The 15226-nt window shown below is 67.2% G+C and carries 13 protein-coding genes and 7 pseudogenes (1 of these 20 running past the window's edge); 1 reads left to right on the forward strand and 19 read right to left on the reverse strand.

Annotated features, from left to right (window positions below; all coding sequences use genetic code 11):
* From K6K41_RS19195 to K6K41_RS19260, 14 genes and pseudogenes are all read right to left on the reverse strand, one after another.
* A protein-coding gene (locus K6K41_RS19195) for an acyl-CoA dehydrogenase family protein (RefSeq protein WP_261401829.1) crosses the window boundary here: on the reverse strand, positions 1 to 53 show its 5' end (the start). The gene continues 1180 nt to the left of window position 1, outside the view; only the first 53 of its 1233 coding nucleotides appear in the window; its start codon is at positions 51 to 53; its stop codon lies off the left edge, out of view.
* 24 nt (positions 54 to 77) lie between these two features.
* Positions 78 to 1464 (reverse strand): annotated as a pseudogene (locus K6K41_RS19200) (LLM class flavin-dependent oxidoreductase).
* Positions 1465 to 1474: 10 nt separating this feature from the next.
* Positions 1475 to 2127: pseudogene (locus K6K41_RS19205) on the reverse strand (methionine ABC transporter permease).
* Positions 2108 to 3217, reverse strand: a complete 1110-nt coding sequence (locus tag K6K41_RS19210; protein ID WP_261401830.1) for a methionine ABC transporter ATP-binding protein — start codon at positions 3215 to 3217, stop codon at positions 2108 to 2110. Before K6K41_RS19210 ends, K6K41_RS19205 begins: the two are co-directional and overlap by 20 nt.
* A pseudogene (locus K6K41_RS19215) lies at positions 3210 to 4015 on the reverse strand (MetQ/NlpA family ABC transporter substrate-binding protein). The gene K6K41_RS19210 and the pseudogene K6K41_RS19215 overlap by 8 nt, the downstream one beginning before the upstream one ends.
* Positions 4016 to 4026: 11 nt before the next feature.
* On the reverse strand, positions 4027 to 5022 hold the full coding sequence (locus K6K41_RS19220; protein ID WP_261401831.1) for an ABC transporter substrate-binding protein: 996 nt from the start codon (positions 5020 to 5022) through the stop codon (positions 4027 to 4029).
* Positions 4941 to 5773: pseudogene (locus tag K6K41_RS19225) on the reverse strand (ABC transporter ATP-binding protein). Before K6K41_RS19225 ends, K6K41_RS19220 begins: the two are co-directional and overlap by 82 nt.
* Positions 5770 to 6645: an ABC transporter permease subunit gene (locus tag K6K41_RS19230; protein ID WP_261401832.1), complete on the reverse strand. Its 876-nt coding sequence runs from the start codon at positions 6643 to 6645 to the stop codon at positions 5770 to 5772. Before K6K41_RS19230 ends, K6K41_RS19225 begins: the two are co-directional and overlap by 4 nt.
* Entirely contained in the window at positions 6642 to 7721 is a 1080-nt protein-coding gene (locus K6K41_RS19235) for an LLM class flavin-dependent oxidoreductase (protein ID WP_261401833.1), read from the reverse strand. The genes K6K41_RS19230 and K6K41_RS19235 overlap by 4 nt, the downstream gene beginning before the upstream one ends.
* Positions 7722 to 8078: 357 nt before the next feature.
* Positions 8079 to 8480, reverse strand: coding sequence for a hypothetical protein (locus tag K6K41_RS19240; protein ID WP_261401834.1), 402 nt, complete (start codon positions 8478 to 8480; stop codon positions 8079 to 8081).
* A gap of 231 nt (positions 8481 to 8711) precedes the next feature.
* Positions 8712 to 8981, reverse strand: coding sequence for a hypothetical protein (locus K6K41_RS19245; protein WP_261401835.1), 270 nt, complete (start codon positions 8979 to 8981; stop codon positions 8712 to 8714).
* An 11-nt stretch (positions 8982 to 8992) separates the two neighbouring features.
* Positions 8993 to 9130, reverse strand: a complete 138-nt coding sequence (locus tag K6K41_RS19250) for a hypothetical protein (RefSeq protein ID WP_261401836.1) — start codon at positions 9128 to 9130, stop codon at positions 8993 to 8995.
* A 205-nt stretch (positions 9131 to 9335) separates the two neighbouring features.
* Positions 9336 to 9547, reverse strand: a pseudogene (locus K6K41_RS19255) (cold-shock protein).
* A 659-nt stretch (positions 9548 to 10206) separates the two neighbouring features.
* Complete coding sequence (locus K6K41_RS19260) at positions 10207 to 10620, reverse strand: hypothetical protein (protein WP_261401837.1); 414 nt, start codon at positions 10618 to 10620, stop codon at positions 10207 to 10209.
* A 309-nt stretch (positions 10621 to 10929) separates the two neighbouring features.
* Here K6K41_RS19260 and K6K41_RS19265 point away from each other — a divergent pair, with 309 nt between their 5' ends.
* A complete protein-coding gene (locus K6K41_RS19265; RefSeq protein WP_261401838.1) occupies positions 10930 to 11349 on the forward strand; it encodes a VOC family protein in 420 nt (139 codons plus the stop codon).
* A gap of 72 nt (positions 11350 to 11421) precedes the next feature.
* On the opposite strand, the gene K6K41_RS19270 is transcribed toward K6K41_RS19265, so the two are convergent.
* The 5 genes and pseudogenes from K6K41_RS19270 to K6K41_RS19290 all read right to left on the reverse strand — a co-directional run bounded on the left by K6K41_RS19270 (position 11422) and on the right by K6K41_RS19290 (position 15160).
* Complete coding sequence (locus K6K41_RS19270; protein WP_261401839.1) at positions 11422 to 11916, reverse strand: response regulator; 495 nt, start codon at positions 11914 to 11916, stop codon at positions 11422 to 11424.
* A gap of 311 nt (positions 11917 to 12227) precedes the next feature.
* Positions 12228 to 12941 (reverse strand): annotated as a pseudogene (locus K6K41_RS30620) (HWE histidine kinase domain-containing protein); the annotation flags it as partial.
* Positions 12942 to 13535: 594 nt separating this feature from the next.
* Positions 13536 to 14240 carry an MFS transporter gene (locus tag K6K41_RS19280; protein WP_261401841.1) on the reverse strand — a complete coding sequence of 235 codons (705 nt, stop codon included), beginning with the start codon at positions 14238 to 14240 and terminating at the stop codon, positions 13536 to 13538.
* A gap of 79 nt (positions 14241 to 14319) precedes the next feature.
* Positions 14320 to 14829: pseudogene (locus K6K41_RS30625) on the reverse strand (MFS transporter); the annotation flags it as partial.
* A 13-nt stretch (positions 14830 to 14842) separates the two neighbouring features.
* Positions 14843 to 15160, reverse strand: coding sequence for a helix-turn-helix domain-containing protein (locus K6K41_RS19290; protein WP_261405788.1), 318 nt, complete (start codon positions 15158 to 15160; stop codon positions 14843 to 14845).
* Positions 15161 to 15226 lie beyond the last annotated feature (66 nt).

Below are 15226 nucleotides of genomic sequence, written 5' to 3' on the forward strand. Positions count from 1 at the left end.
AGTCGAGGGATCTCGGGAGTCGCGAAGCTGGCGGCCCGGGCGATGACGTTCATGGCAGGCGTCTCCTCGATCGGGGATTATTCGGCCGCCTGCGCATGCGCGCGGGGCGAGCGGAAGCCGGATGCGGGATGGCTTGAGGGCAGCCTCGGCCCGGCGCCGCCGAGTTTCTCGCGCAGCGTTCCGGGCGCGTAGGCGCGCTTGTAGCGGCCGCGTCGCTGAAGCTCGGGCACGACGTGTTCGACCACGTCCTCGAAGCTCTCGGGCGCGACCACGTAAGCGAGGTTGAAGCCGTCGACGCCGGTTTCGGCGATCCACGCCTCCATCAGGTCCGCGACCGTGCGTCCGGAGCCTACGAACACCGGGCCGATGCCGCCGATCCCGACATGCTGCGCGACCTCACGCACGGTCCAGACGCGCGAGGGGTCGGCGCGGGTGATGTTCTCCATCGCAGTGCGTCCGGCGTCGGTCTCGACATGGCGGACCTCGTCGTCGAGCCGGAAGGTCGACAGGTCGACGCCGGTCCAGCCGGACATCAGCGTCAGCGCGCCTCGGGACTGACGTAGCGCCGATAGTCCGCAAGCTTGGCTTCCGCGGCGGGCGTCGGTCGGGCCTGTCACCACGGTCGCCATGGCGAAGATCTTGATCGCTGCGGGATCACGACCGGCCTCGGCGGCGAGCCGGATATCGGCGACGCGAGGCTTCAGCGCCGTCACGCTTGGTCCCGACATGAACACGCATTCGGCGTGGCGGGCCGCGAAGGCCCGGCCGGCCGGCGATGTGCCCGCCTGGTAGATCACCGGCGTGCGCTGGAGCGAGGGCTCGGAAAGATGCACCGCGTCGAGCGAAAAAGTGCCGGCCGCGATACACTGCGGGACGCACGCGATCTGGATCGGTGAAGACGCCGCGCGCGACGTCGCGCACCGCCGCGTCGTCGTCCCAGCTGCCTTCCCAGAGGCTGTAGACGACGTCCATGTATTCTTCGGCCACCGCATAGCGGTCGTCATGGGCGCGCTGCTTGTTCAGTCCCGCGGCCCTCGCGGCGCTGTCGAGATAGCCGGTGACGACGTTCCAGCCGATGCGCCCTTCGCTCAGGTGGTCGAGCGTCGACATCCGCCGCGCGAACGGGAAGGCGTTTTCGTAGGACAGGTTCGAGGTGACGCCGAAGCCGAGGTTTTTCGTCACCGCCGCCATGGCCGGAACGAGCAGCGACGGATCGTTGGCCGGCACCTGCGTCCCGTGGCGGAGCGCGGCGTCGGGCGAAGCGCCGTAGACGTCGTAGATCCCGAGCACGTCGGCTAGAAACAGCCCGTCGAACAGGCCCGCCTCCAGCGTCCTGGCGAGCTCCGTCCAGAACGGGAGGCGATTGAACTCGCCCGATCGGTCGCGCGGGTGCCGCCACAGCCCCGGCGACTGGTGCCCGACGGCGTTCATCGAAAAGGCGTTGAGCAGGATCTCGTTCGGCATGACGGCCACCTCAGCGCGCCTTCAAACGGCGCACCGCGAGGTCGCCGGCGACCTGCACGAGCGTCACGAGCGCGATCAGGATCACGATCACGGCCGCCATCACGGTGGTGTCGAAGCGCTGATAGCCGTAGCGCATCGCGACGTCGCCCAAGCCCCCGCGCCCACGGCGCCCGCCATGGCGGATGCGCCGATCATGGTGACGACCGTGATGGTGAAGCCGCCGATGAGCCCCGGCAGCGCCTCGGGCAGCAGCACATGGGTCACGATGTGCCGGCGCCGGCAGCCCATCGCTTGCGCGGCCTCGATCAGCCCCTTGTCGACCTCGCGCAGCGAGACTTCCGCGATCCGCGCGAAGAAGGGCGTGGCCGAGATCGCGAGCGGCACGATCGCCGCCCAGACGCCGATCGTCGTGCCGGTGAGGAAGCGCGTCACCGGCAGCAGCGCGACCAGCAGCACGATGAAGGGAATGGCGCGGAAGCCGTTGATGACGGAGCCAAGCGCGCGGTGGAGTTTCGGCGCGGGCGTCAGCCCTCCGGGCTGCGACATCACCAGCAGCACTGCGAGCGGCACGCCGACGAGAAGCGCGATCAGCGCCGAGAGTCCGACCATCTGCACGGTGTCGAACAAGGCGCGCCAGAGGCGCTCAATCATTTGAGGCGACATAGCCGATCACCCTCGCGTTTTCGGGAAGGTCGGGGCCGGCGCCGGCCCTTACGGGAAGCGCGGCCAGCAGGCGGCCCTGGGTGTGGCCGCCGATGCGGTCGAGATTTGCGGAAAGCACCCGCGCGGAAAGTCCGAGCGACGCCGTGATCGCGCCGAGATCAGGATCGCGCTCGCCGCGAAACGACAGTTCGACCAGCGCCTCTCCGACGTCGCGCGGCGGCGTCGATTGAACCCGGCCGGCCAGATCGTCCGGCAGGCCGTGGGAGAGCGGGGCGAGCATCGCCTTGGTTGCGGGATGTCGCGGATCGCCGAAGACGCGCCAGACGAGGCCGGCTTCGGCGACCTCGCCCTTCTCCAGCACGAGCACCTCGTCGCAGACCTCGCGGATCACGCTCATCTCGTGGGTGATGAGCATGATGGTGATGCCGAGCCGGCGGTTGATGTCCCTGAGCAGCGCGAGGATCGACTGCGTGGTCTCTGGGTCGAGCGCGGATGTCGCTTCGTCGCACAGCAGGATTTTGGGCCGTCCGGCGAGCGCGCGCGCGATGCCGACGCGCTGTTTCTGGCCGCCCGAGAGCCGCCCTGGATAGGCGTCGCGCTTGTCCGAGAGCCCAACGAGATCGAGCATCTCGGTGACGCGCTTTTCGGTGTCTTCGCGGCTCCAGCCCGCGACCCTCAGAGGCAGCGCCACATTCTCGTAGACGGTCTTGGCCGACAGCAGGTTGAAGTGCTGGAAGATCATGCCGACGCGGCGGCGAAGCGCGATCAGCGCCTCGCCGTCGAGCGCGCCGACGTCTTCGCCGTCGACGATCACCTGTCCGGTCGTCGCGCTTTCGAGCCGGTTCACAAGACGCAGCAGGCTCGACTTGCCTGCGCCGGAGCGGCCGATGACGCCGAAGACGCGTCCCTCGGGAACCTCGACGTCGATGTTCTTCAACGCCCCGATCTCGCCGCGCGGCGAGACATAGGTCTTGGCGACGCCGCGGAACGAGATCGCAGCCTTGGCGGGCTCCGGCCGAATGTCGACGACCTCCGCGCTCCGTCTGCCCGTGGAGGCCGGGTTCCGGGCGAGCGCGAACGCCTCAGTCATCGACCCACGCCAGCGCGTAGAGTTTTGGATCGTCGGCGAACGCCTTCGAGAGCACCGCCCGGACCTTTGGGGAGGTCTGGTAGACCTTCACGAACTTGGCGATGTCCGGATCGGCCGCGCGGTCTTTTCTCACCACGAAGCGGATCGCGAACTGCTTGTCCTCAATGCCTGAGAAGATCAGCCCGCTGCGCGCGTCGAAGGCCTTGGAGGCGACGATGAAATGCGGGTAGCCGAGCGCAAGGTCGACGTCGCCGGTGACGCGCACCAGCTGCGGCCCCTCCACCTCGGTGAAGCTCAGGTTCTTCGGGTTCTCGACGATGTCGTCGAGCGAGCCGAGATAGCCCACGCCGTCTTTCAGCTTCACGAGGCCGGCCTTCTGCAGAAGCAGGAGGCCGCGTCCCTGGTTCACCGGGTCGTTGGCGATCGCCACCTTCCCGTCCTGAGGGATGTCGGCGAAGCTTTTGTGCTTCAGCGAGTAGAGACCGACATTGGCCAGCGCCCCGACGCCGACGTCGGTGAAGTCATAGCCGCGCTGCTCGATCGCCTTGTTCAGGAACGGGCGGTGCTGGAAGTAGTTGATGTCGATGTCGCCCGACTGAAGCGCGACGTGGGCGTCGTCCAGTCGGTGAACTCGACGACCTCGACGTCGAGGCCTTGCGTCTTGGCGTCTTCCGCGGCCGCGGCGATCGAGTCGCCGTAGCCGCCCGGCACCGTGCCGATCTTGAGTTTGCCGGCCATGGCCGGGGCGGCCGTCAGCGTCGCGAGGGCGGCGACCGCGGCGAGGAGAAGCTTTCGCATATGTCGCCTCCTCAGACCTGCGCCAGCAGGTCCGTGATCGCGACGGGCTCGGGCAGCACCTTGCGCTCGACAAGCCAGTCAGCGGCCTTCTGCAGGCGCTCGACGAAGGCCTTGTCGGTGACGGGGTAGATTTCATAGGTGCGCTTCAGCGTCAGGAAGCGCTCGCGCACCGCGTCGACGTAGCGGGGCGGCGACCCTTGCGCGATCTTCTCCGACTCTTGCGGGTTGGCCGTCGCCCAGTCGGCTTCGTCCTTGAGCGCCTTGTTCACGAGGCGCACGAGGTCGGCGTTCTCGGCCGCGAACTTTTTCGAGGTCAGCCAGGTCGTGAAGTCGATCTGGAAGTCGAGATCGGTCTCCTCGAAGAACACGTTGTGGGCCTTGTATTCATGGCGCGCGATGTCGACGCCGGGGCTCCACATCGACCAGGCGTCGACCTTGCCGGAAGCGAGCGCGGGCGCGGCGTCCGGCGGGTTGAGATAGACGACGTTGACCTTGGAGCGGTCGATCCCGTGCTTCTCGAGCGCCGCGACCAGCAGGAACTCGCCGAGCCCAGAGCGGTTCACCGCCACCGACTTGCCGACGAGATCCTCGACCTTGTCGATGCCGGAGCCGTCCTTGGCGATGATCGAGGTGGTGCGCGGGCGGTAGATCAGGAACTGCGTGAAGACGAGCGGCGAGCCGGCGGCGATCGCCGCAAGCGCCGGCGTGGTCGAGCCGCCGAACGAGAAGTCGGCGCTGCCGCCGGTGACCGCCTGCAATGTCGGGGCGTGGTTCGGGAAGGGGCCGATCCACTCGACCTTCACGCCCTGGTCGTTGAGCGTCTTCTCGAGCGCGCCGCGGTCTTTGGCGATCTGGGTCAGCTGGCCCGAGGGACCGAAGGTCAGACGGACCTTGTCGGTGTTGCGGGAAAGCGCGGCGCCGGGCTTCAGGCCGAGCGCGAGAGCGCCGGCCCCGACGGTCGAGGTCGCAAGCAGCGCGCGGCGCGAGAGTTTGGGCAGGGACGACATTTTAAGGCCTCAGACGACGGGTGGGAAGGGGAGGGGCGGGCGGCGACGCGGCGCGCGGACGATGGGACGCCCAGCTGTTCGAGAAGCTCTTCGCGGATCGCCGCGGACGCGCTCCCGCCGGTCATCCGGCGTTCGAACGCGATCGCGCCGCCGCGCATCAGCAGCACGCGGTCGGCGAGCGCGATCGCCTCGTCGACGTCGTGGGTGACGAGCAGGACGCCGGCCGGTGGCGCGCCACGAGCTCTTTCACGAGCGCCTGCATCTTGAGCCGCGTCAGCGCGTCGAGCGCCGCGAAGGGCTCGTCGAGCAGCAGCAGCTCCGGCTCCTGCACCAGCGCGCGGGCGAGCGCCACGCGCTGCGCCTGTCCGCCGGACAGGTTGCGCGGCCAGTCGTCGAGGCGCTCGCCGAGCCCGACCTCCGCGAGAGCACCGGCGGCCCGCTCGCGCGCGCCGTTCTCCGGCTGCCCAAGCGAGACGTTGCGCCAGAGGCTGTCCCAAGGCAGCAGGCGGTGCTCCTGGAACACGACCGCGGGCCGACGGGGCGCGTCGACCGCGCCGCCGTCGATCGGATCGAGGCCGGAGAGAGCGCGAAGCAGGGTGGTCTTGCCGCAGCCGCTTTCGCCGAGCAGGGCCACGAACTCGCCGCGCTCGATCGTCAGGTCGAGGCCGGCGATCACTGTGCGCGCGCCATAGCGGCGGACAAGCCCCCGGACCGCGACCGCGGGGCGGGAGGCGACGACCGAGAGGCTCATCGGGCGCCCTCCGCGTAGTTCGGGTGCCAGCGCAGGAGGCGGCGTTCGAGCAGCCGCGCGATCGCGTCGGAGCCCGCGCCGATGGCCGCGTAGATCACGATCGTCAGCACGATGACGTCGGTGCGCAGGAACTCGCGCGCGTCCATCGCCAGGAAGCCGAGCCCCGCCTGCGCGCCGACCGTCTCGGCGACCACAAGCGCGAGCCAGGCGACCGCGAGCGCATAGCGCACGCCTGTCAGCACGGAGGGCAGCGCGCCGGGCAGGATCACGCGGGCAATGGTGGTCCAGGCCGAGAGCCCTTGCACACGGGCGAGCTCGAGAAGCTTCGGGTCGACCTGCCTGATGCCCAGAACCGTGTTGACGTAGATCGGGAACAGCACGCCGAGGGAGACGAGGAAGATCTTCTGGGTCTCGCCCACCCCGAACCAGATGATGGTGAGCGGCAGCGCAGCCAGGAACGGCACCGCGCGCACCATCTGGACGCTGCGGTCGATCGCGGCTTCGGCGACCCGCGAGAAGCCGACCGCGACCCCGAGCGCGAAGCCGAGCGCGCCGCCGATCGTAAAGCCCGTCGCGGCGCGCAACAGGCTGACGCCGAGGTCGTGAAAGAGGCTTCCTGTGGTCGCGAGTTTCCAGGCGGTCAGCGCGACCTTGCTCGGGGCGGGAAGGATCTGCGGCGCGACATAGCCCGAGCGGCAGAGCGTCTCCCACACGATGAGGAACGCGACAGGCGCGGCCCAGGAAAGCGCGGCCAGCGCCTGGCGCGAGGCCCGCTTGGACGGGCCGCCTGCGGGCGCCTTCGCCGGACGTCTGCGCGGCGCGGCGGACGACCCCGCGACCGGGACCGAGGCGCGATCTTCGGCGAGGCTCATCGCGCCGTCTCCGAATAGCGCGGCGCGGGCGCGGCCACGGCCTTGCCGAAGCGCGGAAAGATCTCTTCGGCGAAGCGCCGCATTTCCGAGCGCAGCGGCTGGAACTGCAGCATGAACAGCTCGACGCCGGCCTTGGCGAATGCGTCGACGCGCTCGGCCACCTGATCGTAGGAGCCGACGAGCCCGGCGGCCGTGCCGCCATTGGTGCCGACGAAGCTGCGCTTCGCCATCGTCTGGAACATCACGACCTTCGCGTCGGTGTTCGACTCCTGGATCGCCTTGGCGGGCTTGTCCTTTTCCTTGAGCTCAACGAGGCGGCTGAGTTCGGCCTTCGCCTCGGCTTCGGTCTCGCGCGCGATGACGAAGGCCGAGAGGCCGAAGCCCAGCGGCGGACCCTTGCGCGGACGCGCTTTCAGGTCCGAAATCAGAGCCTCGACGGTTTCGATCGGCTGGCCGTTGATGAACCAGACGTCGCTCAATCCGGCCGCAAGCGCCCGCGCCGGCTCGGACTCGCCGCCGAGGTAGATCTTGGGCCGCGCGCGGTGGCGGCTCGCCGGGCGAAGCGTGTAGGCGTCGAGCGAGAAGTTCTCGCCCTTGTGCGTGACGGTCTCGCCGCGGATGAGGCGTTCGACCACTGAAAGCCATTCGGATCCATAGGCGTAGCGCGCGTCGTGTTCGGGGAAGGGCATCCCCGCCTTCTCGAATTCGGCGTGGTTCCACGCGTTGACGAGGTTGAGGCCGAAGCGGCCGCCCGAAATCTCTTCGATCTGCAGCGCCATCTTGGCGAGCACGACCGGGTGGAACAGCCCGGGCTTGATGGCGGAGATCAGCTCGATGCGGCTGGTCAAAGCGGCGATCGCGGCGGTCGCGGTCCAGGAGTCGATCTGGTCACGCTCGGCGAAATGCGGGTTCACCGTATGCTGCGCGACGAGCGTCGCGTCATAGCCGAGCGCCTCGGCTTCGAGCACCGTATCGCGGTTGTGCGCCCAGGAAGCGTCATAGGGCTCGAGCGGATCATGGGCGGCGGCGCGGTTGCCATGGACCGGGGCCCACACGCCAAAACAAACATGCGACATCAGCAGCCTCCAGAAACCGTCGGCTAATAATCTATCAAATCGCTATAATGAATCAGGTGGCGCTGTCCAGTGCGTGGCGCGCCAAATTTCGCAGATGCGAGAAGGGCGGCCGCAAGCGCCGCCTCAAGCGCGGCGCCGACACGTGCAGAGCCAGGAAATCGGCGCAAAGCGTGGGGGAGAGGCGGATGCCAGCCAGTTCGAAACAGCCGCCGTCGACCTTAAGGTCGATCCACGCGACGCGATGAACGGCGAAGGCTTTTGACCAAGCGCGTCTTGGGCCCGGCGGAAGACGCTTCGGGCGACGCTTGGTCCGGATCGATATCGAGGAGACCGGCGTCGGCGTTGCGCCGGTCCAGGTCAAACAAGTCTTCGGCTTCGACCGGCTGCAAAAACCCTCGCGGCCGAGGATCTTTCAAGCCTTGTGAGCCGGACCATGCGAAGCACGGCCGGCTCCTGAGGCGGCGCGCGGCCGCCCCAAGGAAACGATGAAGAGCGCCCCGACCGGCTAACGCCAGCCGAGCGCCCGCCTTTCATCGACGGCAGATCGCCAGTCGCCGTGATCTGGGCGATGGTGCCGGTCGGCGAGCGCTTCGGATCGGACAGCGCCAGATTGATCCTGTGGCCGTCGCTCGTCACGAACTCGATCGCCTGGCGGCTCTTGAATTGGGCGATGGTCGAGCTTTGGGCTTCGATTTCGCCCGACGCGGTGATCATCCCGCCGTTCTGCTGGTACAGTTCAAGCTCGAGCCTGCTGGCCACCGCCGTAGACCCAAGCGTTCCGTCTCTTCTGATCGCGCCAAGATATTTCATATCGTCTCCTGTCCGGATCGCCGGATTTCGTCGGCGATGCAGTCATCGCTCTTTGGTGAGAGGCGAGGCCTCAATTGATCCAACCCGCAAAGCAGAACATCGCCGCGACGATCACGAGGACGACCAGCGGGATCAGCCTGTCCGACACCCAGGCTGCGACGGTCGCTGCGCTCGAGCCGGTCAAAGGTCGGCCTCGGTCTTCCGGTCCGCCTCGAGGGCGGCTTCAAGATCAGCGCGGTCGACCAGATGCGACTGGACCGGGCCGCGCGAAGACAACGCCGGCGTCTGCAGCATCGTGGCGGTGCGGCGGTAAGCGAGAAACGAGACCCCGAGGATCTCGTCTTCGTCGATGACCAAGCGGTAGGTTCCGGCCGGCTGGCGCTCCTCGATCGCCGTCAGGTCGAACGAGCGCCGGAACGTCACGGTGGTCTCGGTGGTGCGGGTGGCCACGTCCTCGGCCTTCAGGACTTCTTGGCCTTGGGCGATCCGGCGGCGGTCGCGAGGACGCCGCGAGACGACGCCGTGGGAGCCGCGACCGGCTCCTTGATCTTCTTCGGCTTCTTGGCTTCCTTGTTGCCGCGTTTTTGGGCCTTCGCCATGCGCCGTGCTCCCGGGTTGGCCGGTCCCGAACGCGGGGCCGGAAGAAAAAACCCCGCCGCCTCTCGAGGCGACGGGGTCGAAGACGCCTAAGCGTCTCTTCCGATCTGGCGCGGCGACGCCGCCGGCAAGGTTCGCCAGTACATCCGTGGTCGACCTCGCTTTAGCAACGGCGCGGACGTCCTCCGGGCCCGGAGGACGTCGCGCTCAGACCTGAACTTGCAACTGGTCGGCCGACATCTTGCCGGTCTTGCGATCGGCGACGAGCTCGTACTCGACCTTCTGGCCCTCCGGAGATCGTAGATCCCGGCGCGCTCGACGGCGCTAATGTGCACGAACGCATCCGTGGACCCGTCGTCAGGCGCGATGAAGCCAAACCCCTTCTGGGCGTTGAACCATTTAACTGTTCCCGTGGACATGGGACTTCCTCTAAAAAAATAAAACTGCGCGCAGCCCTGTCTGACGACGCGGTCGTATCTCAATTGATCTGAAATAAAATCTGACGTGCGAGCCTTGCAGGCCCTGCATCTCAAATCGTAATTCTTTTGAACGACGACTTAAAATGCGCGCGACTGTGACGTTTTACAAGGACGCCGATAAATTATTTCGCATAAATAAATGAGGCTGCGCGCCAGGCGCAGCTTTCGATATTGAGATGGGACACAGCTTGGACGTCATGGTGAACCCGGTCGCCGGCCGAAGCGAATGGCGGCTGACGGATCTTCTCGGTCGATCGATGGGCGTGATCCGCGCGAAAGGCGACGCGTTCGCCGTCGAACCCGGGGAAAGGCTCGTGAGACGATGAAGGAAATGCGTTTGCGGACCGTTCGCTTCGCTCGACGACGCTCTCGCGGCGATCGAGACCCATACGCGGGGCGTATGCCGCCGTGGAGACGAGGTGGTTCAAGGGCCCGGAGCAGGTCTGGCCGAAGACGCCGGCGCGCCGGTCGACGTCTCCGAGGAGGCGTCGACCGATCCCGCATAGCCGCATGACCCGCCGCGCGTTTCGGGCCACGCGACGGGAGTGAGGAGTGAGGTGGAGCCCGCCCCGGATCGTCGAGTAGGTTTCGTTTGGGCCTTAGCTGTCGTCTTCGGCCGCCCTCAGTCTGGCCGCCACCGCCAGCGTGGTCTCCGAAGAGTTCACCACAGCCCCGCCCTCCATCACGATGACCGTGGAGCCCGTGGGCGACGTCTGGACGGCGATGACCCGATCGGGGCGAACGAAATTCGTGCCGCCGAGACTTTTGACTTCGATCAGTTTTGCCAATGGATATCCAAAATCAGCCTTAATGGACGACTTCACGCGAGACAGTCGACGGCTCAGGCTTGAAAAACCGAGGTCTGTCTTTTGAGGGAGTGGGTCGGCGTTTCCTGATCCAACCTCAAATAATTTAGCACATACTTCTATCAGAAATCTTAGCGTTTCCGCGCCGGCACAAGATAAAGCGACGATCAGCCGTTCATCGCAGTGTCTGCGACGGTCGAAAGCCACCCTTGCCTGCGGCCGCCGAAGGCCAGGCTATGCGCGGTCTCGCGCAGGCTCGGCGATCTCGAAAAGGACCGGCCGGTCTTCTCCTGCATGACCGTCTCGCTGACCATGCGATGCGCGCTGGCCCCAATCGGAGGTTGACGCCCGCGACATGGAGCGTAGCCTTCGCCCGTCTGGAAAGGCGGACCGGTTTTGGTTAGCCCGGTCGCTCCCGCAAGAATGCGCGGAGTTCTGGCTGACGCGCGACAGCGTCCAAGTCCCGAGACGAGATCCGAGCGCATTCCGCGGCGGGGCTTCGAGAGGGATGTTGAAATGCAGCAGCAGATGTCAGTGGTCACGCTTGGCGTGGTCGATCTCGCGCGTTCGAAGCGCTTCTACGTCGAAGGCTTCGGCTGGCGGCCGGTCTTTGAGAACGACGAGATCGTGTTCTATCAGATGAACGGGTTTGTGCTGGGGACCTGGGCGGCCGACCGTCTCGCCGAGGATGCCCGTCGCGCCGCCCAACCGAGCGCTGGCTTTTCGCTCGGGCACAATGTCGCCGACCGAGACGACGTCGAGTCTGTGATGTCCCGGCTCGCAAAACATGGCGGCGTGATCCTGCGACCGGCCGACGAGCCGCCACATGGCGGCTGTCGCGGCTATTTGGCGGATCCCGACGGCCACGTTTGGGAGATCGCCTGGAACCCTGCCTTCCCGATCAGCTCGGACGGGCACGTCGCCTTCGGCCTCTGAAGCCGCCGCCCCGCTTCCGCCTCTTGCCAGTGCGGGGGAACTCGAACGCGACGAGGCGCTCTTCAGGGCATTTCAGACGACGAGTTCGCCCGCTAGATCCAGAAGCTGACCGGCGTTGAACGGCTTCGGCAGCAGTTGCACGTCCTCGAAGGATGCAGGCAGCGACTCCTTGCCATATCCGCTCATGAACGCGAATGGCACGTTGATCCGCGCCAACGACGCCGCGACGTCGTCGACCGCAAAGCCATCAAGGTTCGCGTCGAGAAGAGCGGCGTCGAACCGGTACTGCTCGATCAGGCCGAGCGCCGCGATCACGCTCGCGGCCGGACCGACCACGATCGCGCCGGCGTCTTCGAGCTGGCCGACGATATCCATTGCGAGCAGAGGCTCGTCTTCGACCACCAAGATGCGCTTGCCTGCAAGACGGTCGGCGTCCAGCGACGTCCGAGAGGCGTTCGTCGCGCGGGATCTTCCGCGGCGGGCGCCGGCCGGCGCCTCAGCCAAGGCCGGGTTGGCGGCGAGCGGAAACGCAATGTCCCAACGCACGCCGCCGGCCTCGACCGACATGGGCCGCATCGCCGCCGGCGCCGCGAACGCTCATCTCGATCAGGCGACTGCCGAACCCGCGACGGATCGGCTCCTCGACCTTCGGGCCGCCGCTTTCGGTCCACCGGATCTCCAGCACCCCGTCCGACTACGTTCCAGGCGATCCCAACCGCGCCATCGGTCTTCGAAAGCGCGCCATACTTCAGCGAGTTCGTGCCGAGCTCATGAAGGATCATCGCCTTCGGCACGGCGGTCGCGTCGAGATAGACATCGGGACCGCGCGCCGAGATCTGCGCTTCGTCGACAGGTCCAAGCTTCATCTGGTCCTGGACGACGTCTCGAAGCTGCGTGCCCTTCCACTCGTTGGCGCTCAGCTGGGAATGCACGCGCGACATGGACTGGATGCGGCCGCCAAAGCTTTGGACAAAATCATGCGGCTCGGCGCTATGGCGCAGAGTTTGCGATGCGATCGCCTGCACGGTCGCAAGCATGTTCTTCACGCGGTGGCTGAGTTCGCCGGTGAGCATCCTCTGGAGCTCTTCGGACTCTCGCAGCGCCTCGCACTTGCGGTCGAGCTCCTGTTCGCGCTCCCGCAGCGCCTCGTCGGCGATGGCGCGCTCGAGAAGGTCGGCGGCCTGACGGGCAAGGATGTCGAGCAGGCGAAGGTCGCGGTCGGACGGCTCGTGCGCGTCGCTCCAATGCGTCGAAATCATCCCGAGCAGGGCGCCGCTACGCGACAGCAGAGGCGTCGTCTGGGCGGCGCGGATGTTGGTGCGCCGGAACGCGTTGAGTTCCTCCGTTCCGACGATCTCGTCCCATTGTTCGTAGTCGGGGATGACGGCCCGCCGGCCGGACCTGAGCGCCATCGCGCAGCTGCTGAGCGCAGAAGGGCTCACCCACTGCCAGAAACGCTCCGCTTCGGGCGGCAGATTGCGGGAGCACAAAAGCTGCAGATGACCGGAGCGACCGGGGTGGTCGTTCGTCAGGCACAGGAGCTGCATCGTGCCGAACTGCGACTGCGTGATCGAGATCGCGGCGTCGACAATCTTGCCGTAGAGCTCGGCGCGGTCCTTCTAGCCGATCAACTCCACGCTAATGGAGTGCAGCAGCTCGATGTCTGACAGGGCGCCTGTGACGAAGGGCGGCGCGGAGCGAGAGCCGGCCGGATCAATATAGAGCACGTTCGTCATGACGCATTCCAACAGACGCCAACTCGGCGAGGCCTCGAGCCGCAGATTGCCACTGAAGTTCTCGGGTGCGAGAGAGTTGGTCTGTGGATCGCAGAGCGAAACGCCGATGTCGCTCCAAAGTTTCAGCCGATCTCGTCGAAGTCTGACCGCCCACGGCCTTCGCCGGTTTGCGGGGCGGGATCAGCGCCGGCAGGGTCCACCGCTACTCGGCGCTGGCGCGCATGAGGGGCTGGCAAAGAGAGAGAGAGAGAGAGAGAGAGAGAGAGAGAGAGAGAGAGAGAGTCGAGACGCGCCGCAAACGTCTCGATCAGCGTGGCCTGTTTCACCGTCGCGCTCTGAAGATCATCGACCCGCGCGTGCTCATGCCGCCGGGTGACAGGCGCCGAATTAGCAGCGCGGCCGAATTGGAGCCTTGACGGAGCGTCCCAGATCGAAGCTGGTCGGATAGGGCTAAGCCGTTTTCCGTACGTGATTTTTCATATGCGCTTGGAGCGACGCCAGTCTTGCGGCGCAGACCGCGACGCCGATCGCGCATCCGCCGACGATCGCGCTCAAAAGCGAAAGATGGACGGCGGCGTCCCCGAACAGCTGGTCTGTCAGAAGGCCCACAAGGGGCGGCCCCAGCCCGAACCCGATCAGCGTGTTGCAGCACAGGAAGAGCGCGCTCGCCCGCCCACGCATCGCGCGGGGCGTCATGGTCTGCACGCCCGAAAAGCCGGCGGGCGTGGCGAGGCCCAGCGCATAGGTCAATGCGAGCAAGCCAGCGATCGCGGTTGGTCCCTCGCCGAGGCAGAACAGGCAGGCGGCCGGCGCCGCGCTCGTCAGGCTCAAGGCCAGCACCATGTAGGGCGCCCGACTTCCGGCGCTGCGGCGAAAGGCGTCGAGCAAAGCGCCGCCGGTCAGGTGGCCGGCGGGCCCTGCGGCCAGCACGACCAGACCGAAGACCGCGCCGGCGCGTGCGATGTCGTAGCCGTGCCGGCGCACCAGCGCCGTGACCGTCCAGGCCGTGACCGCCTGGATCGCCATCGTGGCCGCTCCCGCCGCCGCGATATGGACGGCGTAGCGGCGCCAGTGGCGGGCGAGCCAGCCGCGCCACGCATGGGAGGGATTTTGCGCGCTCCCGGCCGCGCGCGCAGGCTCGCGCAACGCCAGCACGGCGACGATCAGCGAAGTTCGGGATGACGCTCACGATGAACAGCGCGCGCCAGGCTTGCGGATCGCCCGCGAAGGCGAGCGGCGCGGAGGCCAGAACCGACATCAGCGCTCCGCCGCCGAGAAATGCGGCGCTGCGGCCGAGCGTCGAGCCGGAGGTGTAGATCGAGACGACCTGGCCGATGCGTCCGTGTGGCGCGGTGGCGGCGATCAGCGAGAGCGCCGCCGGCGAGAGCGCCGCCTGGCCGAGCCCGAGCGCGACGCGGGCGGAAAACATCTCGCCGAACGTCGAGCAGAACGCGAAGGCGGCGTTCGCCGCGCTCCAGCAGGCGAGGCTGACGGCGATCACCAACGTGCGGCGGGAGCGGTCCGCGACCGATCCGAAAGCGAGCGCGGCGACCGCGAACACGAGCACGAAGGCCGAGCCCTGCAACAGCCCGATCTGGAAGTCGCTGAGGCGGAGATCAGCCTTGAGCGCGGGCGCGGCGAGGGCGATCAGATAGCGGTCGGTGAAGGCCGCAAGATGCACGAGGCCGAGCACGATCGCCACGGTCCACCCGCGGCGCGACGCCTCATACGCCCTGCTCGTCACGGGACCGGCGCCGTCAGCGCATCTGGTCCCACCAGAGCGCGATCTCCGACCGCTCCCCGGACGTTGCGCCGTCTCCGATGCGCGCGGACCGGTATTCGCCCGGCGTGACGCCAAAGGCTTCGCGGAACGTGCGAGAGGCGTCGCTTTCGCTCACGAAGCCGCAGTCGAAGGCGATCTGGCCGATGCGGCGGCCGTCGCTTGTCCGTCCCAACAGAAGGCGCATGCGGGCCAGACGACGCGTCCGGATGAAGCGCGCGACCCCGCCGAAGTCTGCGAAGGCGCGGTAAAGCGCCGAGCGCGACTGGCCGACCCGCGCGCGCGACCTCGTCAGGACCGGCGGCGAGGTTAGCGTCGATGAACCGTCGCGCGCGAAGTCGGCAGGCCTGGTCGGAGGCGG

Source organism: Chenggangzhangella methanolivorans (assembly GCF_019797865.1).
Lineage (GTDB): Bacteria > Pseudomonadota > Alphaproteobacteria > Rhizobiales > Methylopilaceae > Methylopila > Methylopila methanolivorans.

Coding starts and splice junctions, on each gene's coding strand:
- K6K41_RS19210 (WP_261401830.1), bottom strand. CDS start 3,217: ATGACTGAGGCGTTCGCGCTCGCCCGGAACCCGGCCTCCACGGGCAGA.
- K6K41_RS19270 (WP_261401839.1), bottom strand. CDS start 11,916: ATGTCGGTCGAGGCCGGCGGCGTGCGTTGGGACATTGCGTTTCCGCTC.
- K6K41_RS19235 (WP_261401833.1), bottom strand. CDS start 7,721: ATGTCGCATGTTTGTTTTGGCGTGTGGGCCCCGGTCCATGGCAACCGC.
- K6K41_RS19250 (WP_261401836.1), bottom strand. CDS start 9,130: ATGGCGAAGGCCCAAAAACGCGGCAACAAGGAAGCCAAGAAGCCGAAG.
- K6K41_RS19220 (WP_261401831.1), bottom strand. CDS start 5,022: ATGTCGTCCCTGCCCAAACTCTCGCGCCGCGCGCTGCTTGCGACCTCG.
- K6K41_RS19230 (WP_261401832.1), bottom strand. CDS start 6,645: ATGAGCCTCGCCGAAGATCGCGCCTCGGTCCCGGTCGCGGGGTCGTCC.
- K6K41_RS19265 (WP_261401838.1), top strand. CDS start 10,930: ATGCAGCAGCAGATGTCAGTGGTCACGCTTGGCGTGGTCGATCTCGCG.